The organism is Nocardioides sp. zg-1230, from assembly GCF_013155335.1.
Taxonomy (GTDB): domain Bacteria; phylum Actinomycetota; class Actinomycetes; order Propionibacteriales; family Nocardioidaceae; genus Nocardioides.
The window spans coordinates 370,205-394,721 of sequence record NZ_JABJQZ010000005.1; the positions used below are offsets into that span (position 1 = coordinate 370,205).

The 24,517-nt window shown below is 70.4% G+C and carries 20 protein-coding genes; 13 read left to right on the forward strand and 7 right to left on the reverse strand.

From position 1 onward, the window contains the following. Nucleotides 1–16: 16 nt before the first annotated feature. On the reverse strand, nt 17–1,267 hold the full coding sequence (locus HOO61_RS17600) for a lipopolysaccharide biosynthesis protein (protein ID WP_172261064.1): 1,251 nt from the start codon (nt 1,265–1,267) through the stop codon (nt 17–19). Between the two features lie 115 nt (nt 1,268–1,382). Here HOO61_RS17600 and HOO61_RS17605 point away from each other — a divergent pair, with 115 nt between their 5' ends. Continuing rightward, nucleotides 1,383–2,639, forward strand: a complete 1,257-nt coding sequence (locus HOO61_RS17605; protein ID WP_172260803.1) for a PQQ-binding-like beta-propeller repeat protein — start codon at nt 1,383–1,385, stop codon at nt 2,637–2,639. 37 nt (nt 2,640–2,676) lie between these two features. Here the strand turns inward: HOO61_RS17605 and HOO61_RS17610 are convergent, their stop codons facing one another. Further along, the gene (locus HOO61_RS17610) at nt 2,677–3,366 is read right to left on the reverse strand and encodes a class I SAM-dependent methyltransferase (protein WP_172260805.1); all 690 of its coding nucleotides are present in this window, start codon (nt 3,364–3,366) and stop codon (nt 2,677–2,679) included. A 117-nt stretch (nt 3,367–3,483) separates the two neighbouring features. Between HOO61_RS17610 and HOO61_RS17615 the strand changes: the two genes are divergently transcribed. Together HOO61_RS17615 and HOO61_RS24605 are read left to right on the forward strand one after the other, a co-directional pair. Continuing rightward, nucleotides 3,484–5,163 (forward strand): hypothetical protein, encoded by a 1,680-nt coding sequence (locus HOO61_RS17615; RefSeq protein ID WP_172260807.1) that lies wholly within the window; start codon nt 3,484–3,486, stop codon nt 5,161–5,163. A gap of 83 nt (nt 5,164–5,246) precedes the next feature. Then, nucleotides 5,247–5,381, forward strand: a complete 135-nt coding sequence (locus HOO61_RS24605; RefSeq protein WP_301539077.1) for a hypothetical protein — start codon at nt 5,247–5,249, stop codon at nt 5,379–5,381. On the opposite strand, the gene HOO61_RS17620 is transcribed toward HOO61_RS24605, so the two are convergent. From HOO61_RS17620 to HOO61_RS17630, 3 genes are read right to left on the reverse strand one after another with little or no spacing between them, the layout of a single operon-like run. Next, nucleotides 5,369–6,490, reverse strand: a complete 1,122-nt coding sequence (locus HOO61_RS17620) for a glycosyltransferase family 4 protein (protein WP_172260809.1) — start codon at nt 6,488–6,490, stop codon at nt 5,369–5,371. The two genes, HOO61_RS24605 and HOO61_RS17620, sit on opposite strands and share 13 nt — an antisense overlap. Next, complete coding sequence (locus HOO61_RS17625) at nt 6,483–8,516, reverse strand: hypothetical protein (protein WP_172260811.1); 2,034 nt, start codon at nt 8,514–8,516, stop codon at nt 6,483–6,485. The genes HOO61_RS17620 and HOO61_RS17625 overlap by 8 nt, the downstream gene beginning before the upstream one ends. Next, nucleotides 8,513–9,973: a bifunctional glycosyltransferase/class I SAM-dependent methyltransferase gene (locus HOO61_RS17630; protein WP_216659049.1), complete on the reverse strand. Its 1,461-nt coding sequence runs from the start codon at nt 9,971–9,973 to the stop codon at nt 8,513–8,515. The genes HOO61_RS17625 and HOO61_RS17630 overlap by 4 nt, the downstream gene beginning before the upstream one ends. An 89-nt stretch (nt 9,974–10,062) precedes the next feature. On the opposite strand from HOO61_RS17630, the gene HOO61_RS17635 reads away from it, so the two are divergent. After that, nucleotides 10,063–10,911, forward strand: coding sequence for a 2OG-Fe(II) oxygenase (locus HOO61_RS17635; RefSeq protein WP_172260813.1), 849 nt, complete (start codon nt 10,063–10,065; stop codon nt 10,909–10,911). Here HOO61_RS17635 and HOO61_RS17640 read toward each other — a convergent pair. Next, nucleotides 10,835–12,157 (reverse strand): acyltransferase, encoded by a 1,323-nt coding sequence (locus HOO61_RS17640; RefSeq protein WP_172260815.1) that lies wholly within the window; start codon nt 12,155–12,157, stop codon nt 10,835–10,837. The two genes, HOO61_RS17635 and HOO61_RS17640, sit on opposite strands and share 77 nt — an antisense overlap. A gap of 37 nt (nt 12,158–12,194) precedes the next feature. On the opposite strand from HOO61_RS17640, the gene HOO61_RS17645 reads away from it, so the two are divergent. From HOO61_RS17645 to HOO61_RS17670, 6 genes are all read left to right on the forward strand, one after another. Further along, entirely contained in the window at nt 12,195–13,178 is a 984-nt protein-coding gene (locus HOO61_RS17645) for a DUF3068 domain-containing protein (protein WP_301539078.1), read from the forward strand. A 55-nt stretch (nt 13,179–13,233) separates the two neighbouring features. Beyond that, a complete protein-coding gene (locus HOO61_RS17650; RefSeq protein WP_172260819.1) occupies nt 13,234–14,373 on the forward strand; it encodes an acyltransferase in 1,140 nt (379 codons plus the stop codon). Further along, nucleotides 14,370–15,557, forward strand: coding sequence for a hypothetical protein (locus tag HOO61_RS17655; protein WP_172260821.1), 1,188 nt, complete (start codon nt 14,370–14,372; stop codon nt 15,555–15,557). The genes HOO61_RS17650 and HOO61_RS17655 overlap by 4 nt, the downstream gene beginning before the upstream one ends. A gap of 101 nt (nt 15,558–15,658) precedes the next feature. Then, a complete protein-coding gene (locus HOO61_RS17660) occupies nt 15,659–16,636 on the forward strand; it encodes a MoxR family ATPase (protein ID WP_172260823.1) in 978 nt (325 codons plus the stop codon). Between the two features lie 122 nt (nt 16,637–16,758). Continuing rightward, nucleotides 16,759–17,847, forward strand: a complete 1,089-nt coding sequence (locus HOO61_RS17665; RefSeq protein WP_172260825.1) for a DUF58 domain-containing protein — start codon at nt 16,759–16,761, stop codon at nt 17,845–17,847. Then, nucleotides 17,844–20,087 carry a transglutaminase domain-containing protein gene (locus HOO61_RS17670; RefSeq protein WP_172260827.1) on the forward strand — a complete coding sequence of 748 codons (2,244 nt, stop codon included), beginning with the start codon at nt 17,844–17,846 and terminating at the stop codon, nt 20,085–20,087. The genes HOO61_RS17665 and HOO61_RS17670 overlap by 4 nt, the downstream gene beginning before the upstream one ends. On the opposite strand, the gene HOO61_RS17675 is transcribed toward HOO61_RS17670, so the two are convergent. After that, complete coding sequence (locus HOO61_RS17675) at nt 20,025–20,843, reverse strand: class I SAM-dependent methyltransferase (protein WP_172260829.1); 819 nt, start codon at nt 20,841–20,843, stop codon at nt 20,025–20,027. The two genes, HOO61_RS17670 and HOO61_RS17675, sit on opposite strands and share 63 nt — an antisense overlap. 59 nt (nt 20,844–20,902) lie before the next feature. Here HOO61_RS17675 and HOO61_RS17680 point away from each other — a divergent pair, with 59 nt between their 5' ends. The 3 genes from HOO61_RS17680 (at nt 20,903) to HOO61_RS17690 (ending at nt 24,483) form a co-directional block, all read left to right on the forward strand. Further along, nucleotides 20,903–21,805: a phosphotransferase family protein gene (locus HOO61_RS17680; RefSeq protein ID WP_172260831.1), complete on the forward strand. Its 903-nt coding sequence runs from the start codon at nt 20,903–20,905 to the stop codon at nt 21,803–21,805. Nucleotides 21,806–22,024: 219 nt separating this feature from the next. Further along, entirely contained in the window at nt 22,025–23,515 is a 1,491-nt protein-coding gene (gene rpsA, locus HOO61_RS17685) for a 30S ribosomal protein S1 (protein ID WP_172260833.1), read from the forward strand. A gap of 125 nt (nt 23,516–23,640) precedes the next feature. After that, nucleotides 23,641–24,483 (forward strand): patatin-like phospholipase family protein, encoded by an 843-nt coding sequence (locus HOO61_RS17690; RefSeq protein ID WP_172260835.1) that lies wholly within the window; start codon nt 23,641–23,643, stop codon nt 24,481–24,483. Nucleotides 24,484–24,517: the final 34 nt, after the last annotated feature.

The following is a 24,517-nucleotide window of genomic DNA, read 5'->3' on the forward strand; positions in this document are numbered from 1 at the left end:
CCGGGGCCGGTGGTCGTCAGGCAGGCGGCGCGGCGGCGACGGGCGGGGCCGGCACCCTCCGGGCGATCCGCAGGCTGGCTAGCGTGAGCACCACCAGCAGCACCGCGTCGACGACGACGACCGTGGTCACCAGGCCCGCCACCGAGTCCGTTCGCAGCCCCAGCACCACGAGCGCAACCAGTGCACCCCAGACGAGCACCACCGGGCGGCGACCCTGCCGGGCCAGGACCGCGTAGACCTGCAGCTGGAGCATGGCCAGGACGGTGCCGAGCGCCGCGAACACCCACAGCAGGTCCTGGACCTCGACGAAGGCGGAGCCGCCGACGAAGACCAGGGCCACCGGGGCGAGCAGCTTCGCCGCCACGACGGCGATCGCACCGACTCCGGTGATCGCCGCGAGGCTGCGGACCAGCGCCCTCTGGCGATGCTCCGGGGTGGCCATGTCGGGGAAGGCGATGACGATGACGAACTGGGGGAGGAACAGCATCACTTTCGACACGATCAGTCCCGCGGCATACAGGCCAGCGTCGTGGTCGTCCAGCACGTGGCGCGCGAGGATGATGTCGACGCTCGACAGCGCGAAGTAGGCGAAGAGGACCTGCGCGTTGTGCACGGTCTCGACAAGCAGCGCCCGGACCGAGTGCCCCGAAGCAGCCGCGTCGGGCTGCCGTCGGTGCCGCAGCGCCCACCAGCCAACCAGGAGCGGGAACACGTACCCGATGCCGACGCCCAGGATCGCGCTGGTCGCGCTGGGTTGCCACAGGACGAGTGCCGTTCCGACGACGAGCCGTGGAAGGCCCCCGGCGAGGTAGAAGAGGGCGAGACTTCCCCAGCGCCGCTCGCCCTGCAGGATGCCCGCTTGCCCGCCTGCCATGGTCAACGGCACCGACGCGGCGGCAACGACTGCCGCGGCAAGCAGGCTGTCGAGGTTGAGCAGTGCGTCGATCGCCGGGACGAGAACGAGCAGGATGACACCCACCGTCAGGGACACTCGTGTGGTCAGCGACAGGATGGCACGCTCGATCGCCGCCACGTTGCCACGGTCGACGGCGATGCGTCGCGCCGCGGTGGCCTGCAGGCCGAGCGCGACGACCTGGACAACGATCAGCAGGTTGAGGCAAGCCACGAACGCGCCATACTCGCTCGGACCGATGATCCGTGCGGCCAGGATGGTGAACCCGTAGGTCGCGACGTTCATCACGCTCGTGGCCACCGCGACGGTGCCGCTGTCGAACGAGCGGCGTGTGCGGGTCTGCGCGGCCGTCATCACCCGGAGATACTAGGTGTGCCGAACGGCGCATGTGGTCGAAGTCGGCGTCGATGCTACCTTCCGGTAGGTCGCGGACAGCGGCCGCAGGACTGAAGAGAAGGGCAGGCCGAGGATGCGTGCCGCGAAGTACCTGGTCGTCGTGCTCGTGTGCCTGGTCGCCGGTGGTTGCGCGCTGGTCTCGTCTCCGAGCGACGAGACGTCGCCGTCGCCAGGGCCGACCGAGTCGACCGAGTCGGCCGGCGCGGAGCAGTCGCCGGAGCGGGACGACGACGAGGCGGTCGACCCGTCGTCCTTTCCGACCTCCTTCGACGCGGACGACCTGACCGTGCTCCCCGAGAAGCCGGTATACGACGGCATCGTCGTCGGTGCCCGCGCGGTGACGATGACGCTGGACCGGATCAGCGCGCGGACGCTTCCCGACCTCGACACGGCTTGGCAGATGACCCCGGCCGGCTTCTTCGTCGACGTCGAGCAGCGCGACGAGCAGCTCTACGTCCTCGATCTCCGCGTGCTCGAGGGCACGGGCACGAGTGCGGGGCGGCTCTCGATGACGCTGAGCCGGGTGTCGCCGTCCACGGGCGCGGTGCTCGGCGAGGCGACCTGGGAGAAGCGGCAGGACGTCCAGACCTCGGGCGACCCTGTCATGAAGATCGTCGCGATCGAGGACGACGTCGTCCTCGTGGAGTCGAGCAGCAGCGAGGAGGACAGTCGCGTCACCCTCACAGCCGTGGACATGTCCACCGGGGACGAGCTGTGGACACGCCGCCCGGGCACCTTCGTGGCGGTGGAGGACGGGGTCGTCGTGGCCAGCACGGAGACGAGCTCCGACAGTGGCTCGCTGATTGCACTTGACACCGAGACCGGCAAGCGGTTCTGGACGGGGCCGAGGGACCTGACCGCGGTCAGCGGCGTGGGCGTGCACGACGGCGTCCTCACAGTCGCGACCGAGTCGGCCGGGGCGACCTCGCCCACGCTCCAGAGGGTGTCCATGGAAGACGGGACGGTGGAGGCACGCGAGCCCACCAGGTTCGTCGACTGGACGTGCCACCCGGCCGAGGACTCGGTGGTCGTCTGCTCACTCCCCGGCGAGCGGGCGGTCGGTCACGACCTGGCCACTGGGCGTGACTTGTGGCAGCTGCCGACGTCCGGACGCTACGGCGTCTGGGTCAGCTCGGTGCGGGGTCCGTACGTCTACGGCTTCACCTCGGGTGCGCGCTCGGTGGTGCTTGACGCGGCCACCGGCAAGGACGTCGCCGAGTCGGCTGGCGCGGCGCCGGTGTCGTCCAACGGCTACGGCGGGATCATCTTCTACGGAGGACAGGCCATCTTCTACCCGGCAGCCCAGGAGAGCGCGACGACGGGGGAGTGAACCTCAGGTTCGCTTCGTCGGCCCGCCGCGGCCAGTCTCAGTAGGGATCCGCAGTGTCGTCGTGACCCAGCAGTCGCGCCACCAAAGTCAGGCGTGAGCGGAGCAGCACCTTGATGGTCAGGTTCCGGACGAACCACGGGAGCTGTGCCAGCAGCCGCGCCCGGTCGCCGAGACCGGGTGCTTCGTTCTCGAACAGGGCCAGGCTGCCCGTGCGACCGATGTACCTGCTGTGCCGCGCCGTGAACGCGATCACCAGCATCGCGAGCGTCACGCCGACCGACGAGAAGGCATCATGCACCAGAAATCGAGCGCCGCTTGGCAGCCACCGCGTCCACCGGAGGTCACGGAGGCACGAAACGACGTCGTGCTTGCCGTCGACGTAGAGCAACGCCACCCTGCCGCCCCAGCCCGCCAGGGCCTCGTGGCTCGAAATCTGTAGCAGCGTGACAGAGTCCGTCACGCCAGCGCGGGCGAGGTTGGTCCGGAAGCGATCCGCCGTGTCGGACCTGCCGTAGCGCCAGCTGTCGGGGAAGGGGTCGATCGCCACGACATGCGTGCCCGCCGAGGCCAGGACCACGGTGGACCGACCCAGGTGACTGCCGATCTCGACCACCGTGCCCTCCGCTGCAGACGCCTCGGCGTGCAGGACGCGCGCCTGGTCCTCGGTCAGCCAGCCGTCGATCGTCCTGGCGTGCTCCCACGCGTCGGCGAAGGCTTGTGCAGTCATGGCGCCTCCAGCTCCGCGGGCAAGGGTGCCACCGGGTCGTGTCGGGTGGCGAGCAAGCGGCAAGCATAGGGTGGCGGCGTGGCGGGGACTGTGGCGGGGAGAACCCCTACGCGGACGATGCTTGCCGTCATCCTCTGCTGGCCCGCACTGCTCGCCGTGGCGTTGTGCTGGCCGCTTCTGACCCGCCCCGGGCACCCGCTCGCCCGCGACCTGGTCTTCCTGCCGCACCAGCCGCTGACGTGGGCGTCGGCCGGTCTGGGCGACGGTGCCCCGCGTGCCGTGCCACTGGACGCCGTCATGTCCGTGCTCAGCACGGTTGTCGACGGGGGAGTCGTGGCTCGCGTCGTCCTCCCCCTGATCCTGGTCGTGGCGGCGGCTGGGGTCGTCCGCCTGCTCCCGTGGCTGGGGCCGGTCGCCTGGGTCGCCGCCGCAGGAGTGACGGTGTGGAACCCGTTCGTCGTGGAGCGGCTCGCGCTGGGCCAGTGGGCGCTGCTCACGTCGTACGCCGCGCTGCCGTGGCTGCTGCCGGCGCTCGCCGACCGACGTGATGGCACCGTGAGCGGCGTCGGTCCCGTGGTCGGGTGGGCGGCCCTGGCGTCGATCACCCCGACCGGCGGCCTCATCGCCGTTGCGGCAGCCTTGGCGTCGGTAGTGGCCCGAGGCCGTCGCCAGCTCGTTCCGCTCGCGCTCGTGCTGCTGCTCCAGCTGCCGTGGCTGGTGGCCGGCACGGTGGGCTCGGCCTCCCGGCTGAGCGATCCCGAAGGTGTGGCGGCGTTCGCACCGGACACCGAGGGCCGGTTCGGCGCGGCGGTGGCGGTCCTCGGCATGGGTGGCATCTGGGACTCGCTCAGCGAGCCGTCCAGCAGGACGACGGTCCTCGCGGTGGTGACCGCGGCCGTGGTCGTCGTGGCACTGGTCTCCTCGGCCCGCGAGCTCCACGAGCGGCTGGACCTCGCTCTGGCGTGGTGGATCCTGGGGGTCGGTGGCCTCCTCTTCGCCTTGGTGATGACGACGCCCCCCGGCCAGGCGGCACTGCGTGTCCTGGTGGCCGAGGTCCCGGCCTCCGGGTTGCTCCGCGATGCACAGAAGTTCCTCGTGCCGACCGTGCTGCTCGTTGCGCTCGCCGTCGGCGTCGCAGTGGACCGAGTCGTCCGCACCCTGCGCGGCAGGCTGCCCGACGCGGTGGAGCTCAGGCTGGTGCTGGCCGTGCCTCTGGTCGTCGCACCCCTGTTGCTCCTGCCGGACGGCGCTCGTCTGGTCTGGCAGACCCTTGACCCGGTGCGGGTGCCGATGTCGAGCTACGCCGAGGTGGATCGGATCACCGGGGACTCCTCACACGCCGTCGCCGTGCTGCCGTGGCGCGCCTACCGGCGTTTCGCGTGGGGGCACGGTCTCACCTCCTCGGACCCGGCCCCCCGAGCACTGCGTGCCCGCACCGTCGTGTCCGACGACCTCCAGGTGGGTACGCGGCGGGTGCAGGGAGAGGGCGCCCTGGCCGGCCGGGTGGGCGAGGTGCTCGACGGCGACGGGGCAGCACGCGACCTGGGGGCGCTCGGCATCGGGTGGGTGGTCGTCTACCCGGACGATCCGGACGCCGCCTCCGTCGACGTCACCGGATTGGTGCCGCGCTACGAGGACGCCGTCCTGTCGTTGTACGAGGTCCCGGACGCGGTCTCGGTCGAAGGTCCGTCCGTCGGCGCACGGGTGCTCTTGGCGGTCGCCTACGCCGTGGCTGTGGCTCTGCTCGCCTGTGTGGCGTGCGCGCGGCTCACCGCGTTCGTGCGTCGGCGGCGATGAGGCGTGCGCAACGCCAGTCTGTTGTATGCTGCGGCCGAACCAGTCCACCCCGAGGAGTCCGCGTGCCGTCTTCCATGTCCGTTGTGCTCAAGCTCCTTGTCGCGCCCCTCGTCGGCGTGCTGCTGGGCTTGCTGGCCATGTTCGGCCTCGTGTACTCGCAGACCCAGGCGCCGGAGACCAACCCGGCGTCGCAGCCGGTCCTGACCTACGGCGACTGACGCGGCCCGACCACGCTCTCGATCACGTGCTCGAAGGCGGTCGCGGTCGCGGGCCAGGTGAAGCGCAGCGCGTTTTCGCGCGCCTCCGCCGAGAGCCGTAGGCGCTCTTCGTCGTCCGAGAGCAATCGCTCGGTCGTCGCCACCAGTCCTGGCAGGTCGTCGACCAGCGCGCCCGTCCGGCCGTCGATGATCGACTCGGTCACTCCGCCGGCAGAGCGGTACGCAATGGTCGGCGTGCCCTGGGCCGCTGCCTCCGTGACAGCCAGCCCCCAACCTTCCTTGACCGACGGTAGGAGCATCAGGGCAGAGCCCGCCAAGATCTCGTCGCGTCGATGCGCCGGCACCCGGCCGTGGAAGACGACCCGGCCGAGCACCCCGTGCGCCCGGGCCGACTCCACGAGCTGGTCGTGCCACCACCCGTCGCCGATGACGTCGAGCCGAAGATCCGGGTGGGCCGCACCCAGCTCCGCAAGGACCGCGAAGGCATGGTCGATCTGCTTGTGCGGCACGAGCCGCGCCAGCACGCTGATCCGCTCGTCGTCACGGTCGACCCGCACCGGCGCTGCCACATCCAGTCCGTTGTGCGCGAGATGGATGCGGTCAGCGGGGATGCCGAGCGCGACGAGGTCGCGTCGCGAGCTCTCGGAGACGGTGACGTGCTCGACGTGGCGGTACAGCCACGGGGTGAGGCGGCTCTCGATCCACCACCCGAGCGTGCCGCGCCAGTCTGGGTAGATGATCCGCCACTGCTCGCGGTGCACGTGGTGCACGAGGGCAATCAGCCCCCGTCGGCGGGCCAAGCAGGACAGGAACGGCAGACCGTTGATGACGTCGACCACGACGTCGGTGCGCCGACCCGAGGTGAGCGTCCACCAGAACGCACGCGGATAGACGGTGAGTCGGCCGCCCCGCCGCACGAGCTCAACCCCGTCGCGCACCTCGCGACGCAGGCTGCCGGAGTGGCGCGCACACCGCACCTGCACCCGGTGCCCGCGTGCCGCGAGCTCTCGCGCGACCGACTCGACATAGACCTCCGACCCGCCCCCGTCAGGATGCCCGAGGTCGCGCCAGGTCAGGAAGGCGATGGACAGGCGGGCTTCGTCAGCCATGACGCGCGCGATCCGCCAGGATGCGCTGGCAGGTCGGCGGTGTGACGCCCCGCTCCTCCTTCAAGCGCACCCCTCGTCGGGCCAGCTCCGTGGCGTCGCCCAGCGACACCTCGATGGGGATCGCCCGGCGGACCCAGTCAGAGCTCCAGCTGAAGGACCGGATGAACCCAACGTAGCCGCCGGGAGTCGAGCCGACTTCCGCGTAGCCCCACTCGGGCAGGTCGCGGACGCCGATCCGGATCTCGTAGGGAGGCAGCACCTCGAACCACGGCCCGTACCACGGACCGTCCTCGTGCTGCAGCACGATCCGTGCCTGCCCGTCGTCGTCGGTCTGGAGTCGCACCCAGCGCCGCGGCTCCGTGCCGATCGTGATGACGATCGAGCTGGAGGACTCGAAGTCCGGCTCGAGGTGCGCGACGACGACCGCACTCCGGCGCTCAGCGAGCGCCCAGCGGTCGGCGTCCTCGCCCGTCTCGACGTAGAGGGCCTCGCAGTCGCCCTGGATGTGGATGGTGTCCGCGGTCGCCCGGTCGTCGGGCGACTGGTCGCTCACCGTCGTCAGGCGCGCCTGGGCGCCCGGGCTGAGGTCCTCCTGGATGGCGAGGTACCTGGTCAGCGTTGGTCCGGGTGCGGTGAAAGCAGCGGTCTGGAAGCCGACCAGCAGGTGGGCGGCGGTGGAGTAGGTCGCCCCAAGTGCCACCACGCCGACCATTGCCGCGGAGATGACTGGCCGAGCCCGTACGGCGGTGCCCGCCAGAACGACGCCCGTCACGATCGTCCCGACCACGAGAGCCGGCACGATGTCGCCGGTGTAGCGGTAGGCGTAGTAGCCGTAGTTCATGATTGCGCCGGTGATCAGGACCATGGCGGCGATCGGGAGCCACAGCACCTTGGCCTTCGCCCGCACGGAGGGGAGAGCCATCAGTGGGAGGCTCGCCACCGCCATGACCAGGCTGAGGGGCATGAAGGCGGTCACTGATCCGGTTCGGTAGCTCTGGTCGATGAAAGCAGAGCCGACCGCGCGGGCAGGTTCGGCTGGAAAAGTCACCCACGGGAAGTAGTCGACGAACCGGATGCCGTCGAGCCGGAAGTAGGTGAAGAGCCCGGTAGTGAAGAACTGAGTTCCTGTGATGCTTCCGCCGTTGACGCGCAGTGCCTCGCGTCGGTGCGCGTTGAGCTGGGTCCAGGACTGGTTCTCGAGAGGAAACATGAACGGGTGGCCGAACTTCGCCATGTTCACTGCGGCTCCGACGCCGAGGCACGCCGCTCCGCCGAGCACGATCACTGCGCCGACCCGTCGTCGAGCTCGGGGGTGGCGTCCGGCGAGCATCCACGCTCCGAGGGCCAGCGTGGCCAGGCCCACCGCGAAGCCCCCCGGCGTACGAGTCAGGACCAGGGCCAGGACGAACCCGAGCAGCCAGGCGATGGACCGCGGCCGAGGGTCGAGCTGCACGCGCACGAGCCAGTAGGCGGCACCCACCGCCAGTGCAATGGCCCAGGCGTAGACCTCGTGGTAGACCCAGGGCAGGGACGCGTTGAAGGTCAGCGAGGTGCCTGCGAGGCACAGGGTCAGGACCACGCACAGCCAGGCCGCTTCACGGGTGGAGACGGGCGCATCCGCGGGCCGGAGCCGGTCCCGCACCAGCCACAGGAGACGGATGGTCATGACGGCGAAGACGACGTAGGCGGCCAGCATCGACACGACCGTCAGCCGCCCGTCGAACTCCGTCGTGGTCCACAGGACGGGGATGCGCAGGAGGGCAGGGAAGAGCCCGAAGTACATGTACTCGCGGCCGTCGACGTGGAAGGCCTCGATCCCCAAGGAGCCCGGGGTGACCCACAGGTGTCCGTCCATGATGGCCCGCGCCTGCGTGTCGAAGAAGTTGGACGCGTAGCCCAACGGGTTCGCTGTGCGGTCGAGGTCGGCGGACCAGTTCAGGAGGGCGCCGAGCTGCACGACGATGCCGACGAGGACAGCGACGGACGTCGCGGTGATGCGTGCAGTTCGGTCGGAGCGCGCGGTCAAGCACGCTCCAGGCGATAGAGGAGCTGGTAGCCGAAGAGTGTCGGCCACGCGCGGGTCGCGGCGCGGTCGGCGACGGCGACGCCCCGAGCGACCCGGAGCAGGCTCTCGGACACGTCGGCACGTTCGAGCACGTCTACCGGAGAGCCGACCGTGACCCGCTCGACGATACGCATGCCCGCCCGCTCGACCAGCTTCTCGAAGCTGCGACGGGTGAAGAACCGGACATGGCCGTGGTCGAGCGGACCACGCTGGTCGTAGTCGAAACGGCCGGCCGCCACCCGTGCGCGGGGGTACCAGTGGCCGAAGTTGGGGACGGACACGAGCACCTCGCCGCGCGGAGTGAGGCGGTCGCCGAGCTGCTGGAGGAGCGCGAGGGGGTCGATCACGTGCTCGAGGACGTCGCCCGCGACGACCGTGTCGAACTGGCTGGGCAGGTCATCGGGCAGGCCGGCGTTGAGGTCCGCGACGTGGAAGGCGTCGAGCCGCTCGGTGACACCGGGGTGCTCGAGCAGGTCCACACCGGTCACGTGGTGCCCGAGCTCGCGCGCGAGCGAGCCGAAGCCCCCGTCGGAGCAGCCCACGTCCAGGACCTTGCCCGTGTCGCGCGAGTCGAGCCAATGCAGAAGGACTCCGTGCGAGGAGTGCGGTGAGGGCTTCAGGTCGTAGGCCGTGGACGAGGCGTCTGGACCGTCACCGAAGCCCATCTGCGACGCCCGGTAGCGCAGGACGTCCTTGGCGACGTTCCTGGCGTAGGCGAGCCCGTTGACGTAGCAGATCTCGTCGCCGTAGTAGGTGGGGATCGGCACCTCGACGATGCGGCGGTGCTGCGCGTGGAGTCCGAGGATGATCTCGGTGTCGAAGTCGAAGTCGTCGGTGTAGAGCTCAAGGTCGAGTGCCGCGAGGGCGTCGACGCGGTAGGCGCGGTAGCCGCTGTGCCACTCGCTGAGGTCGAGGCCGACCATCTTGTTCTGGAACGTCGTCAGGATCCGGTTGCCGACGAACTTGTAGGCCGGCATCCCGCCGGCGCGCGCGCCACCCTTGACCATCATCCGCGACCCGAAGACGGCGTCGGCCTCACCCGCCACCAGCGGCGTGACCAGGTCCTCGATGCACTCCGGGGCGTACTGGCCGTCACCGTGCAGGAGGACGACGATGTCGAGGCCGTGCGAGATGGCCCACTCGTAGCCGGCCTTCTGGTTGCCCCCGTAGCCGAGGTTCTTCTCGTGCCGGATGACGGTCATCGGCAGCGTGCTGCCGTTGGCGAACCGGACTCCGACCTCGTAGGTGTCGTCCTGGCTGCAGTCGTCGCTCACGAGGACGTGGTCGACACGCCGGCGGAACGCCTCGGGCAGGCGCTCGAGCGTCGAGGCGAGCGTCGAGGAAGCGTTGTAGGCGACGACAAGCACGCCGATCCGAGGTGCCGGGTCGGTGGGTTGCCTCAGTGCAGGCGCGGACATGACCCTCCAGTAACTTCTGTGCCGACTGAGTGTAACCGGACGGCGTCCGATCGGCTGCGGTCTTGCGACAGGCGTGGTTGGATGCGCGCATGGAAGCACTTGCGCTCGTGAACCTGCCGCGCCTGATGGACCAGGTGGACGATCTTGCCACCGCCTACCGGAGTGGTCAGCCGTTCCCGCACATCGTCCTCGACGACGTCCTGCATCCCGACGTGTTCGAGCGCGCGGTGGCTGAGTTCCCTGGCATACGCGACGAGTTCTGGAAGGGCTACCTCCACGTCAACGAGACGAAGTACTCCAACACCCAGCCCGACTCGTGGGGCGAGACACTTCGTTCGGTGGCCCTGGAGTTCTGCTCACCGCCTTTCGTTGAGTTCCTGACGAGGCTCACCGGCATCGAGAACCTCATGCCCGACTGGTCGATGGACGGCGGAGGTCTTCACCAGACCCTCCGCGGCGGCCACCTCAACATCCACGCCGACTTCACCACGCACCACGACCACGACAACTGGGCGCGGCGGGTCAACATCCTGCTCTACCTCAACGAGTCGTGGGATGCCGACGAGTGGGGTGGCCAGCTCGAGCTCTGGGACCCGGGGATGACTTCCTGCCAGGCCAGGGTGACCCCGGCCGGCAACCGGATGCTGGTGTTCACGACGACGTTCGACAGCTTCCACGGGCACCCCGACCCGCTGACCTGCCCGGAGGACGTCGCCCGACGGTCGATGGCCCTCTACTACTTCACCGAGGAGGAGCAGGCCGTGCGCCGCTCCACCAACTACCAGGCGCGACCCGACGAGAGTGCGTTCAAGAAGGCGGCCGTGTGGGCCGACCGGCGCGCGCTGGACGCGTACGACCGGGTCAAGCGTCGTCTGGGCGTGTCGGACGAGGCTGCTCAGAAGCTGCTGGCGCGGCTGGATGGGCTTCGGCGCCGCTGAGCTGGTGGCGCTTGTCGGTCGCGGGGGAGGGACGAGCCGGAGGCCGGGTGTCGTCGGCCCGCTGCCGCGGAGCGCTGGCGGAGGTGTGTCGAACGGCAGCGCGCGTCAGCGCGGACAGGTAGGCCGGGGCCCCGCGGTCCAGGCGGCTCCACCGCGGGTCGATCAGTGCGCGCCCTACCCAGTGCTCGACGGTGCGGTCGTTCACAGCGGCCACCGCCACCGTCAGCGCCACCGCTACCACGGTCCGCAGCTGGTAGCTCCACGACTCCGTGTGGTGGTAGAGGTACATGTAGATCGGGAAGTGCCAGATGTAGAGGCTGAGTGAGCGGCGACCGAGATAAGCGAGCGGCGCGAACCCGACCACACGGGTGAGGCGATGCGAGACGGGCGCGACCGAGCACGCGATGACGAAGAGCGCGAGGAAGACGTCGACCGAGTCGCCGGCGACCCGGAAGAAGGCGACATCGTCCACGGTTGCGAACGACAACGCGAGCAGCGCCAGGAGCGAGGTCACGGCGATCTGTGTCGCCCAGCGGGCAAGCCCGCGCACGTAGGGGAGCAGGCAAGCGGCGAGGGCGCCCGAAAGGGGAGCGTCCATCCGGGCGTTGGTGCGGAGCAGGGCCTGGTAGAGGCCCTCTGTCTGGTAGACGTGGGTGCGCCACGTGAAGACCATCATCAAGATGACCGCGAGCGTCCCGATCAGCCACCACGGCCGCTTGTGCAGCAGCCAGACCAGGAGCAGCACCAGCAGGAACACCTGCATGTCGACCGAGAGGTACCACAGGTGGCCCAGGTCCGGTCTGGCCACGAGAGGGTTGTCCTTGACGTACCAGTTCCACGTGTACGTCACGACCGAGCGCGCCGAATCTCCGAGGTGCAGCCCCTCGTACGTCGGAGTGGGCTCGAGCGCTGCGACGCACGCCAGAACACCGAGCAGCACGAGCACGGTGGGCGTCAGGCGGAGGTAGCGGCGGACGACCTGGACGCCGGGGTGCAGGCCGTTCGGGGCCGACGCCCGCGTCAGGAGGCTGCGGGTGTAGAGGAACGCGCCGACCACGAAGAAGATGGAGACAGCGAAGTTGCCGTTCTCCAGGAGAGCGCGGGTGACGATGCTTCCTTCGCCGCGCACGTGGGGCCACGTCAGCCACGCGGTGTGGGACAGCATCACCAACACGATTGCGATCCCGCGCAGACCGTCGAAGACCTGGACGCGGTCGCGGACGACGGTGTGGGGGCGGTCCGACATGGGCGGAACTCTAGCCCGGCTCGACGGCGCGACGCGCATGTTCACAACTACGTTACTCGCGGGTCATCTCGCTGCTACAGTTCCCACGGTTTTTGTCGGAGGCACCCTTGGAGGGCATGTCGTGCAGCGAATTATCGGGTCCGTCCTGGCGCTGTTGGGCGCATTCTTGATCACCGTAGCGGTGCTGGCCCAGTTCTACGCCGCGCCGCGTCTGGAGAAGACGCCGCTGGACGTCGACAGCACCACGCTCCTCTCCGGAACGGTCCAGCTCTCCGACGGGAGCGGCGGGCTCGAGGAGTCCCCCGTGAAGGCCTTCAGCATCACCAAGGCCGACTCGGAGCGGTCGGACGACGACGTGGTCGTCTTCGCCAACTCGAGCTGCCTGGTCAAGGACGAGGGCGGCCTCGACGAGTGCGTATCTGCCGACGACCCGCAGGACCGGCTCGTCTCTGCCTCGACCGACGACTTCGCCACCGACCGTTCCACGGCGTTGGCGGTCAACGACCCGAAGTACCTCCCGCCGAGCGCGGAGGAGAAGAGCGGCCTGGTCAACAAGTGGCCCTTCGGTGCGGAGAAGAAGACGTACCCCTACTGGGACAGTCTGGCCGGTGAGGCTCTCGACGCCGAGTACGACCGCACCGAGTCGATTGACGGCCTCGAGGTGTACGTGTACCGCGTCGTCCAGAGCGGCACGCCGATCGAGCTCTCCGCGGGCGTGCCTGGCAGCCTCGACGCCGAGAAGGAGCTGTTCATTGAGCCCGTGACCGGCTCGATCATCCACCAGGTGGACCACCAGGACCGGCTCGACTCCGACGGCAACCCGGCCATCGTGCTGGACCTCGCCTTCACCGACGAGCAGGTCGCGGCCAATGTCGAGGACTCCGAGAGCAACGTCTCGAGCCTCAACCTCGTCACGGGCACAGTCCCCGTCGTCGGACTGGCCGTGGGCATCCCCGCGCTCCTCATCGGTCTCGGTCTGCTGGTCGTCGCGCACCGCCGCCGGAGCGTCAGCCCTGACTGAGCCACCCCTGCACGGCAACGGGCCGGCTCCGCGAGCAGCGGAGCCGGCCCGTTCGATGCCCCCGCAAGACGTCCGCCGCGCACGCAACGCCGCGCTGGACGGCCTGCGGGGCATCGCGATCGGCCTCGTCGTGGCCGGACACGCCGGGTCCGCCATGTGGCCGCAGCTCGCTGCCGGCGAGGAGGGGCCCTACGGCGTCCCGGTGCTACGCGGCCTGCTCGGAGGCGGGGCCGTCGTCGTCTTCTTCGTCGTCGGGGGATTCATCGTCGCTGACGGACTTCTCCGGGAGCGGGACCGAGGGTCCATGGACTCCGTCCGCTTCCTGCTGCGCAGACTGGTGCGACTAGGCGTGCAGCTGACCCTTCTCTCGGCAGCACTCGTGGCAGTCCAGATCCTCGACCCGACGGCGCCGGGGTCGATGAAGGGGCTGACGCAGAACCTGAGCCACGTGCTGACGTACACCCTCAACCTGATGCCGTTGGACCTCTCGGTCCCTGCCCGGGCAGACGTGGGCCACCTCTGGTACCTGTCGGTCCAGCAACAGTGCTACCTGGTGCTGCCGCTGTTCCTCCTCGCCTTCGGTCGTCGGCGCGTGCTCGGCTCCCTCGTGCTCGCGGTGCTCATCGGACTGGTCTACGTCCACCGGGTCGACGTCAACGACGAGTTCGGGTGGCTGCTCGCGACGGTGTTGACGACCACCCGCTCGGACGGGCTGATGTGGGGCGTGCTGCTCGCCATGAGCCTTCCCCTCCTCGGCCGCTGGCGATGGTGGTCCTGGGTCCTGGTGATCGCTGGAGCGGGGACGCTCGCCTGCCAGCTGGCCATCCAGGAGCTGCCACCACTCTCCTACCTGGGGCCGTGGTCACTGGTCTACCAGTTCTTCATCGGCGCGATGGTCGTCGCGATCTGGCTGCAGACGTCACCGTCGCTGGTGTCGAGAGCGCTTGCGGCCGCGCCGTTGACCTGGTTGGGGAGGAACTCCCTCTCCATCTACTTCTGGCACCTCCCACTCTTCTTCGTGGTCGCGCGGCACCTTGGTGACCAGCCGTGGTGGGTCGCGGCCGGGATCGCGCTGGTGATCCTCGGACTGCTGGTCGTCGTGCTCGAACGAGGGGTCGAGGAGCCCACCCGTCGGCTTCTGGCGACCCATCCGCTCTTCCGTCGGAGCAGGTCGCCCGCAGGGGGAACGGCATGAACGCCGGGCAGTCCGTCATGGCGCGATTCGTGCTCGCCGTCGGTGGCGTCCTGGTCGTCCTCGGCTCGATCCCCGTGATCGTCGGCCCGGACAGGTTGGACTGGATCGCGCCGCTCGACGCGCTGTTCCACAGCAGCGCGGTGGGCGGCGCACTGATCCTCGCGGCGCTGGGCCACCTCACGTGCTCAGCGCTCCTGGCCTCACGTGAGCGCGGCCGCCTGGCGACCGTCCACGTGCTGGTGGTCTGGGTCGTCCTGATCTCGGTGCTCCAGCAGGTCGTCCTGCTGGCTGCGAGCGCGACGAGGCTGGTCGACAGCCTCGCGCCGGACGAGTCGATCAGCGGGGAGGTGTGGGCTGCCGTGTCCACCTTCCGCTGGAACTTCTGGGTCGCCGACCACGTGCTCGACGTACCCGCGGAGCTCCTCGGCCTGACCCTCTTCAGCATCGCGGTGCAGCTCATCGCCTTGCTGACCGTCGCGGTCCTCTTGGTCCCGCGCCGCTGGAGCTCGACCCTCCTGGCCATCGCGGCAGCGCTCGCGGTGCTGGTGGTCGTCCTCCTGCGATGGCGCGCCGTCGACTTCCAGGACCCCTACCTCCTCTCGCTGGACACGTTTGCCCGCTCGGACGCCTTCTTCGTCGGTGTGCTCGTCGCCTGCGTCTCACGTAGAGGGTGGCGACTGGGACCGTCGTGGTCGAGCGCTTCGGCTCTGCTGGTGGTCGGCGCGGTGCTCGCCACCAGCTTCGTCTCGATCACCCAGCACCTCGCGGTGCAGCTGCCCGCCACCGCCCTGATCGCCGGGTTGATGATGCTTGACGACGGTTCGGAAGGCGGGGACTGGATCCTTCGGCCAGTGGTTGGCTCTCGCGAGGTCGAGGCGCTCGCCTCGTCTTGGGCGCCGCTGGTGGCGGTCGCGCCGCTGGCGGCAGCGGTGATCGGGCGCCGGACAGAGGTCAACTGGATCCTCCGCGTAGTCGTCCTTCTGCTCGTCCTGGCAATCGTTCTCCGGGTGTCACGTGCCGTCGCCGTTCGCGTCCGCCTGCCGGAGCGGACCATCAGTGTCGCCGACTGGGGAGAGACCTGGCGTCGCGTCGTCGCCGATGCGGACGCTGACATCACGAGTGGCCGCAGGGGCAAACACGCACGCGACCCCGAGAGCGACGATGGTCGTCCCCCTGCTGACTGACGTGGTGACTCCCAGCAGCGCCAGTGGACTAGGTTGTCCGCCACCCGACCTCTGCTCGCACGACGCCGAGCTCCGAACCCGAGAGGCAGCTGCTCGAGCGCATGTCTGACATCGCGACCGTCCATCCAGATGACGTCCGCTGGTACGCCGACTCGTTCGAGCGGGTGGTCCACAACGTCGAGTCCGCCGTCCTCGGCAAGCGGCACGTCGTTCGCCTCGCGCTGACGTGTCTCGTCTCTGGCGGACACCTCCTCCTCGAGGACCTGCCCGGCACCGGCAAGACGATGCTCGCACGCGCTCTGGCAAAGTCGCTGGACTGTTCCTTCGCACGGATCCAGTTCACGCCGGACCTGCTGCCGTCCGACGTAACGGGCGTGACCGTGTACGACCAGGCCCACGGGGAGTTCTCGTTCCATGCCGGGCCGATCTTCCACAGCGTGGTGCTGGCCGACGAGATCAACCGCGCCTCACCCAAGACGCAGTCGGCACTCCTCGAGGTGATGGAGGAGGGCCACGTCACGGTCGACGGGCAGGCACACGACGTGGGGACCCCCTTCATGGTGATCGCCACCCAGAACCCGATCGAGCAGGCCGGCACCTACCAGCTGCCGGAGGCCCAGCTCGACAGGTTCCTGATGCGCACGAGCGTCGGTCATCCGGACGCCGAGTCGACTGAGGCCCTCCTCGCGGAGTCGCGGGTCCGCGACCGCGCCGCGGGGCTGCGGCCCGTGATCGCTGCCGCCGAGATCACCCAGATGGCGCAGCTCGCCGACATGGTCCACGTCGACCGCGCCATCATCAGCTATGTGCGGCGCCTCTCCGAGGCGTCGCGCGAGGTCACCGACGTCCGGGTGGGTCTCTCCACGCGCGGATCGCTGGCCTGGATCCGTGCCGCCAAGGCGTGGGCGCTCGCAGACGGGCGCGGTCACGTGGTGCCCGAGGACGTCGCGACCCTCGCATCGCCGGTGCTCGGCCACCGGCTGCTCATGGCATCGGGCGCCGTCTACGGCGGGATCACGCCCGAGGAGGTCATCCACGACCTGCTGGCGCAGGTCCAAGCGCCTCGCGACCACGCGTGAACTCGCTGCAGGCGCCGTCCGTCCCCGGGTGGCGAGGGTCCCGACTGCGTTGGCTTGCAGTGGCACCCTTCCGGCTCCTGACCCCATTGGGCCGGAGCGTCCTGGCCCTGGGGTGCGTCGTCATGGCCGTCGCGGTGTGGCTCAACTGGCACGAGTTTGTCCAGCTCGGGGCTGTCGCCTTCGGGCTGTTCGTCGTCGGTCTGCTGTGGCAGGTGTTGCCCGGCACGCCCACGGCGGCGCTCGAGCTGCGTCCGAACCGGACGACCGAGGGAGCCGCGCCACCCACGGTGACGCTGCGGGTGCAGGCCGGCGCCGCCCCCATGCTCTACCCCAAGCTGTCCGTCCCGGCGGGGCCTCGCGACGTCAGCGTGCGCTCACCCTTCCTCGGTCCGTTCGCCCACCACGTGGAGACGTTCCCGCTCCCGGGGCTGCCGCGCGGCGTCCACGTCGTGGGCCCGGTGGCGTACGACAAGACCGACCCGGTGGGGCTGGTGACCCGGCGCTTCGAGACGGGTGCTGCCCTCGAGCTCTTCGTTGCCCCGCGGGTCACCGACCTGACCGTCTTCGCGGGAGGGCTCACCAACGACCTGGACGGCGCGACCAGCCAGCAGCTGTCGATGAGCGACCTGGCGTTCCATGCGCTGCGCGAGTACGTCCCGGGAGACGACCTGCGCCACGTGCACTGGCGGTCCTCGGCCAAGGCCGGCGAGCTGCTCGTTCGGCAGTACCACGAGACCCGGCGGGGTCACGTGACGGTCCTCGTGGACCCCAGCACGTCGTCGTACCAGAGGCGCCGTGACTTCGAGCTCGCGGTCTCGATCGCTGCTTCGATCGCACTTCGAGCCGTGCGTGACGACTTCGACACCTACTTCCGGTGCGGACCGCACGTGGCCCACGGCAGGAGCGCGGCCGCGATGACCGACGCCTCGTGCCGCTTCGTGTCCACCCACGACGACACCTACCTTGTCGAGTCCGCCGACGCAGCGGCGACTGTTGCGGGGTCGGGTCTCGTGGTGCAGGTGACGGGACCTCGACGGCCGCTCATGGACCTCGACGCTGCGGCGCGGCGGTTCGACCTGGGCGCCGACTGGCTCGTCGTGCGCGCCGACAGTGCGGGGGAGGCACGTCTGACGGACACGCCGCGGTTTCGCGAGCTGGCCGTCCCGGACCTGGCCGACCTGCGTGACCTGCTCGCTCGGGGCCTTCGATGACCGGCCGGTTCAGGGGCGGCTCGGGCCCCACCGTCGACGCGCTGGTGGTCCTCGGGATCCTGGCCCTGGTCCTCACGCTGCTCGACGAGAGCTTCTGGACTCGCGACTACCTCGTTGCGGGCCTCGTGCCCGTTGTCGGCCTGCTCGCCCTGGCGTTCGCCCTGCGCAGGCTCGCGGACGGCGTGTGGATCTACATGGTCGTGGCCCTGCTCGCCTATGCACCCGTGGGCGCTCTCGCCGCGCTCCGCCGTCCCGGGCCCTGGGTCGTGCCAGCTCCGGAGACGATGAACCAGGTGCTGGGCGACACCTTCGTGGCACCCAGGTTGTTGGTGAGCACACTCCCACCGGTGGAGGCCTCCGGCACGCTCATGCTGCTGCCGTACGCCGTCGGCTACGCCGCCGCTCTCCCCTCAGCGTGGCTCGCCCTCGCGACTCCACGACCTGTTGCTCCGGCCGTCCCGCTCGTGGCCGCCCTTGCTGCCACGATCCCGGTCTCCGTGCTGGTGCCCGACCACTACATCCTGCGCGGAGTGGTGATCGCCGTCGTGCTCACCACCTGGACGGCGGCCCGCGCCCGGCGCGCCGAGTCCCTCGTCCGTGACCGACGCTCCGGGGTGGCGGGCACGCTGGCGGCCGTCGTGGTGGTGTCCGCGGTTGCGGGGATGGTGAGCGTGATCGTGCCCGACAACGACCAGACGGACCGCACGCTCCTCAACCCCGCCGCGGACGAGGCGGTGGTCCGCGACGTCGCGGACTCGGTCGTGCCTCCGGTCGGCGGGCGCCGGGAGCTGTTCCGGGTGATCGGAGCGCCTGAGGGGGCCAGCATGCGGTTCGGGGCCCTCGATCTCTACGACGGCCAGGCCTGGGTGCCGTCCGAGCAGACCCCGGGGGCGGGCGCCGCTGGCACCTTCCGCCGGATCAGCGGCACCATCGCCCCGCCGCGTCCGGGCCCCGAGGTGGAGGTGCGGGTGCGGATCCGGCCCGCCTACGCGGGCAGCTGGCTGCCGACGCTCGGAGACCTGACCAGCATCGACCTCGACTACAGGGACGGCCGCAGCCAGCTCAGGGACGTCCGCTACAACCAGGCGACCTCGAGTGCGCTCGTGCTGGGCGGGGTCGATCCGCGGGACAACTACACCTTCACCTCCGTGCTGCCACCCGGGGGCTTCACCCGCACGTCGGCGACGATGCGCGCCACCGAGGAGCAGCGTCAGCCGGCCGGGGCGTTCCTCGACCAGTTCCTCGTGCCCTTCGACCGCGCCGAGCTCGAGCCCGTGCAGCGCGTGCTCCTGCTCGCGCGCTACCTCCGGCTCAACGGCGCAGTGAGGCTGACGGGACCTTCGTCGCAGGAGCCGATCGACCTCGGCCTCCGGATGCTGGGCGCCGATCGGATGTCCGGCACACCGTTCCAGTACTCCGCCGTGACGGCGCTCGGCGCATCCAGGCTGGGAGTCCCGGCACGCGTGGTGGTGGGTGCGCGACCCGGCCGCCGAGGCGTCGTCCGAGAGACCGATGTGTACTCGTGGGTCGAGCTGCAGCTGGCCGACGGCTCGTGGCGCGTCCTAGAGCCGCACCGCTACACCGGCGTCCACCAACGGGCCCAGGAGGAGGTGGACGAGACGACAGTGGGCGCGGCGGCATGGGTCGCGGGTGCGCTCCAGCCCGACGGGGACCGGAAGGTGCGGGTGAAGATCCCCAAGGGCGCGGACATCGAGCTGTCACCGGGCGCCGTCATCGAGCCGCCGTCGCGGCCGTGGCGCACCGCAGGGCTGGTCGCACTCGGCCTGCTCGCGCTGGGGTTGCTGGCGATGCTCGCAGTGCCGGGCGCGAAGGTGCTCCGGCGCAGGCGTCGCCGGTCCGCCGGTGGCTGGTCAGGGCCCTACGTCAACGGCTGGCAGGAAGTGCTCGACGCGGCCCGCGACCGGGGGACTGCGGTGCCCGAGACGTGGAGCCGTCTGGCGCAAGCCCAACGTCTGGGTGCTGCGGCCGACCTGGCCCGCAGGGCTGACGCGGCCGTCTTCGCACCGCTGCCTGCGTCACCCGAGGAGGGGCGCGCCTTCTGGGACGATTGCATGTCGCTGCGCCGCACGCTCCTGCGCGAGGCCGGCCTGCGCCACGACTGGTGGGCGATGTTCAACCCGGCGTCGCTGATGGCCGGCTGGGCGCGCCGGCGACGGTCAGCCCGGCAGGTGCGCGACGAAGATCGCGGTGCCCGGCGTCAACAGGCCGCGGGTGCGTGACCACCCACCCCAGACCCGGTCGTGGTGCTCGGGCCACTCGGGCTCGACGAGGTCGACCAGCCTGAAGTCGTGCGCGGCGAGCAGGCGTACCCAGTCACCCAGCGTGCGGTGGTGCTCGACGTAGGACACCACCCCCGTCGCGTCGTCGACCTCCACGTAGGGCGTGCGGTCCCAGTAGGACTGCGTCGCGGTGAGGCCTGCCTCGCCCGGGTCGTCGGGGAACATCCACCGCGTCGGGTGGGTAACCGAGAAGGCGAACCGGCCGCCCGGCCGCAGCACACGGGCCACCTCACCGACCGCGACGTCGATGTCGCTGACGAACTGCAGGGCGCCGAACGAGCAGAACACGACGTCGAAGCTGCCGGGGGCGTAGGGGAGGGCCGTGGCGGTGCCGCGCACGGACGGCACGGCCACGCCGGTCTCCGCGTCCAGGCGGAGCGAGTGCTGCAGCTGGCGGTGGGACAGGTCCAGGCCGAACCCCCGTCCGCCGTGCGTGCGCACCCAGCGGGAGCACTGCCCCGCGCCGCTGCCCACCTCGAGGACGTCGAGGCCGGCCACGTCGCCGAGGATCCCGAGCTCGTCCTCGGTGTGCCCCTCGGGTCCCCAGACGAAGCCGGCGTCGCCGAGGAAGGTGCCGTGGGTGGCCTGGTACTCGTCGGCGTAGCGGTCCCAGTCGGGCCCGTTGGCGGCGCGCGACTCGTGCTCGGAGACGGGACGCCGTTCGACCCGAACGGACTGCGGCAGGTGATCCTCCACGCCCGGAGCGTACTTCCCGGCCGTCCGGCCCACGGCGCCACCGTGGCACGATGCGGGCGATGAGCGACCTCGGACCCACGCTTCAGCCGCTGACCGGCGGGCACTCGGGGCGCACCTTCCTCGGGGAGGTCGGTGGCGAGCGCGCCGTCGTACGCCTCTACCCGCCCGACGACCCCCGCGGCGACGCGGCTCCCGAGGTGGACCAGGCGGTGCTGCGGCTGGTGCGCGGCCTGCTGCCCGTGCCGGAGGTCCTCGAGGTGCGCCGGGCCGATGCGGCGACGGGCAGGCCCGGGCTGCTCGTGACCTCGTGGCTGCCGGGGGAGCGGGGCGACCTCGTGGTGGAGCGGCTCACCGGCGCCGACGACACCGACGGGCTGCGTCGTCTCGGGGGCAGCACGGGCGGGGTGGCTGCCGCGCTGGCGGGCATGCCGATGCTGCGCCCCGGGCCCTTCGTGGACGCGGAGCTGGCCGTGGGCAGCTTCGGTGACGGCGGTCTGGACGAGTGGGTCGACGCGCGGCTGGCCCACTGGCCGGACGCGGAGCGCGTTGCGCTCGCCGAGGTGGCCCGCCGGGCGCAGGACCTGCTCGACTCGGTGCAGCGCACCTGCCTGGTCCACAGCGACCTCAACCCCAAGAACCTGCTCGTCGACCCGGACAGCCTCGAGGTCGCGGGCGTGCTCGACTGGGAGTTCGCCCACGCCGGGCACCCGTGGACCGACCTCGGCAACCTGCTGCGGTTCGAGCGCGACCCGTCCTACGTGGCCGGCGTGCTCGACGCCTGGACGACCCGGCACGGCGGCTCGGCCGATGCCCTGCTGGAGGGAGCGCGCGCCGCCGACCTGTGGGCACTGGTCGACCTCGCCGCCCGCGCCGGCGACAACCCCGTCGCCGACCGGTCCGCGAGCCTCCTCAGGGCCGTCGCGGAGACCGGCGACACGCACGCCCGGCCGCGCGGGGCCTGACACCGGTCTGAGCGTGGGCTGAGCGTGCCGTGCCGGTTGGACGCGGGACGCGACGCACGCGTAGTCTTGGGTGTTGCGCCAGTCGTCTGCCCGGCTTCCATACCGAGCGAACCCGGGCTCGCCGCGTCACCGCGAATGATCCGTCACCGTCGGGGACCAGTGAAACGGACAGCTGCACGCGTCCGCACGACTCCATCCATCCAAGGAAATTCCTTCCATATGACGAGCACGCTCTCCACTCTTCCGGACTACGACGCGCCCCAGGTGGCTGTCAACGACATCGGGTCCGAAGAGGACTTCCTCGCGGCGATCGACGCGACGATCAAGTACTTCAACGACGGTGACATCGTCGACGGCACCATCGTCAAGGTGGACCGCGACGAGGTCCTCCTCGACATCGGCTACAAGACCGAGGGCGTCATCCCCTCGCGCGAGCTGTCGATCAAGCACGACGTCGACCCCAACGAGGTCGTCACCGTCGGCGACAAGGTCGAGGCCCTGGTCCTCCAGAAGGAGGACAAGGAAGGCCGCCTGATCCTGTCCAAGAAGCGTGCTCAGTACGAGCGTGCCTGGGGCACCATCGAGCAGGTCAAGGAGGAGGACGGCGTCGTCGAGGGCACCGTCATCGAGGTCGTCAAGGGTGGCCTCATCCTCGACATCGGCCTCCGCGGCTTCCTCCCCGCCTCGCTGGTGGAGATGCGTCGCGTCCGCGACCTGCAGCCCTACGTCGGCCAGACGCTCGAGGCGAAGATCATCGAGCTCGACAAGAACCGCAACAACGTGGTCCTGTCGCGCCGTGCCTGGCTCGAGCAGACCCAGTCCGAGGTCCGCCACGGCTTCCTGACCCAGCTCCAGAAGGGCCAGATCCGCAAGGGCGTCGTCTCCTCGATCGTCAACTTCGGTGCGTTCGTGGACCTCGGCGGCGTCGACGGCCTCGTCCACGTCTCCGAGCTGTCGTGGAAGCACATCGACCACCCGTCCGAGGTCGTCGCCGTGGGCGACGAGGTCACCGTCGAGGTCCTCGACGTCGACATGGACCGCGAGCGTGTCTCCCTGTCGCTGAAGGCGACGCAGGAGGACCCCTGGCAGCACTTCGCCCGGACCCACCAGATCGGCCAGATCGTGCCCGGCAAGGTCACCAAGCTGGTCCCGTTCGGCTCGTTCGTCCGCGTCGAGGAGGGCATCGAGGGCCTGGTGCACATCTCCGAGCTCGCCGAGCGTCACGTCGAGATCCCCGAGCAGGTCGTCCAGGTCAACGACGACGTCATGGTCAAGATCATCGACATCGACCTCGAGCGTCGTCGGATCTCGCTGTCGCTCAAGCAGGCCAACGAGACCGCTGCCGCAGCCGACGTGGAGGAGTTCGACCCCACGCTCTACGGCATGACCGCGACCTACGACGAGCAGGGCAACTACGTCTACCCCGAGGGCTTCGACCCCGAGACGGGCGAGTGGCTCGAGGGCTTCGACGAGCAGCGTGCGGTCTGGGAGGACCAGTACGCCAAGGCGCACGCGCGCTGGGAGCAGCACGTCAAGCAGCAGGCCGAGGCCAAGGTCGCCGAGGCCGAGGCGGGCGAGGCCACCTCGTACTCCTCCGGCGGCGACGTCGCCGAGGGTGGTGCCGAGTCCGGTGGCGACACCGGCGGCTCGCTCGCGTCCGACGAGGCGCTGCAGGCGCTCCGTGAGAAGCTGACGGGTGGGCAGGCCTGATCGCCTGACCCGCTGATCTGACGCACCGCAGCACGACGGCCCGCCGGGGAGACCCGGCGGGCCGTCGTCGTCTGTCGTCTGCCGATGGGTGCCCTTGTCAGGGTCGATCCGCTAGAACTGGCGGCATGACAGGACGCGGCACGTCGGCACTGGTCCTCGGCGGTGGGGGCATCACCGGCATCGCCTGGCAGCTCGGGGTCCTCACCGGACTGGCGCGGGCGGGTGTCGACCTCACCGGCGCCGACACGGTCGTCGGCACCTCGGCCGGGTCGGTCGTGGGTGCGCAGGTGACCAACGGCCTCGCGCTGGAGGAGCTCTACGCCACCCAGCTCGAGCCGGCCGACGCCGAGCTGGGCGGCCGGATGTCGCGCATCGCGGTGCTCAAGCTGGTCCCGCCCTACGTGCTGCCCGGGAGCGGCCGCGACAAGCTCGCCCGCGTCGGGCGGGTGGCCCACGCGTCCCACGCACCCGGCAGCGTCGACCGGGAGGGCGTGATCCGCGCCCGGCTGCCGGTCCACGACTGGCCCGACCGCGACCTGCGCATCACTGCCGTCGACGCCACCAGCGGCGAGTTCACGGTCTTCCGACCCGACTCCGGGGTCGACCTGGTCGCGGCGGTCGCGGCCAGCTGCGCCGTCCCCACCGTGTGGCCGCCGGTGGAGATCGGCGGGCGCACCTACATGGACGGCGGGATGCGGTCCACGGCCAACGTCGACGTGGCCCGTGGGGCCGAGCGGGTCATCGTCCTGGCGCCCCTGCCGCGGTCGGTGAGCAAGAAGGTGTCGATCCGCGCCCAGCTCGAACGCGTCGCGCCGCGTGCGTGGTCAGTGGTGACGCCGGACCCGGAGGCGCTGGCCGCCTTCGGCCGCAACCTGCTCGACCCCGCCAAGCGCGCCGTCGCGGCCGAGGCCGGCCTGCGCCAGTCCCGGGACCTGGTCGACCAGGTCGGACCCGTCTGGTCGGCCTGACGAGGTCGGCGGGGGCGCAAGCCGCGCCAGCTTC

What these genes read in the sequence shown, in the direction of transcription:
- HOO61_RS17600 (WP_172261064.1), bottom strand. Translation starts at nt 1,267, where the DNA reads ATGACGGCCGCGCAGACCCGCACACGCCGCTCGTTCGACAGCGGCACC.
- HOO61_RS17605 (WP_172260803.1), top strand. Translation starts at nt 1,383, where the DNA reads ATGCGTGCCGCGAAGTACCTGGTCGTCGTGCTCGTGTGCCTGGTCGCC.
- HOO61_RS17610 (WP_172260805.1), bottom strand. Translation starts at nt 3,366, where the DNA reads ATGACTGCACAAGCCTTCGCCGACGCGTGGGAGCACGCCAGGACGATC.
- HOO61_RS17615 (WP_172260807.1), top strand. Translation starts at nt 3,484, where the DNA reads ATGCTTGCCGTCATCCTCTGCTGGCCCGCACTGCTCGCCGTGGCGTTG.
- HOO61_RS17620 (WP_172260809.1), bottom strand. Translation starts at nt 6,490, where the DNA reads ATGGCTGACGAAGCCCGCCTGTCCATCGCCTTCCTGACCTGGCGCGAC.
- HOO61_RS17630 (WP_216659049.1), bottom strand. Translation starts at nt 9,973, where the DNA reads ATGTCCGCGCCTGCACTGAGGCAACCCACCGACCCGGCACCTCGGATC.
- HOO61_RS17635 (WP_172260813.1), top strand. Translation starts at nt 10,063, where the DNA reads ATGGAAGCACTTGCGCTCGTGAACCTGCCGCGCCTGATGGACCAGGTG.
- HOO61_RS17640 (WP_172260815.1), bottom strand. Translation starts at nt 12,157, where the DNA reads ATGTCGGACCGCCCCCACACCGTCGTCCGCGACCGCGTCCAGGTCTTC.
- HOO61_RS17645 (WP_301539078.1), top strand. Translation starts at nt 12,195, where the DNA reads ATGTTCACAACTACGTTACTCGCGGGTCATCTCGCTGCTACAGTTCCC.
- HOO61_RS17650 (WP_172260819.1), top strand. Translation starts at nt 13,234, where the DNA reads ATGCCCCCGCAAGACGTCCGCCGCGCACGCAACGCCGCGCTGGACGGC.
- HOO61_RS17655 (WP_172260821.1), top strand. Translation starts at nt 14,370, where the DNA reads ATGAACGCCGGGCAGTCCGTCATGGCGCGATTCGTGCTCGCCGTCGGT.
- HOO61_RS17660 (WP_172260823.1), top strand. Translation starts at nt 15,659, where the DNA reads ATGTCTGACATCGCGACCGTCCATCCAGATGACGTCCGCTGGTACGCC.
- HOO61_RS17665 (WP_172260825.1), top strand. Translation starts at nt 16,759, where the DNA reads ATGGCCGTCGCGGTGTGGCTCAACTGGCACGAGTTTGTCCAGCTCGGG.
- HOO61_RS17670 (WP_172260827.1), top strand. Translation starts at nt 17,844, where the DNA reads ATGACCGGCCGGTTCAGGGGCGGCTCGGGCCCCACCGTCGACGCGCTG.
- HOO61_RS17680 (WP_172260831.1), top strand. Translation starts at nt 20,903, where the DNA reads ATGAGCGACCTCGGACCCACGCTTCAGCCGCTGACCGGCGGGCACTCG.
- rpsA (WP_172260833.1), top strand. Translation starts at nt 22,025, where the DNA reads ATGACGAGCACGCTCTCCACTCTTCCGGACTACGACGCGCCCCAGGTG.
- HOO61_RS17690 (WP_172260835.1), top strand. Translation starts at nt 23,641, where the DNA reads ATGACAGGACGCGGCACGTCGGCACTGGTCCTCGGCGGTGGGGGCATC.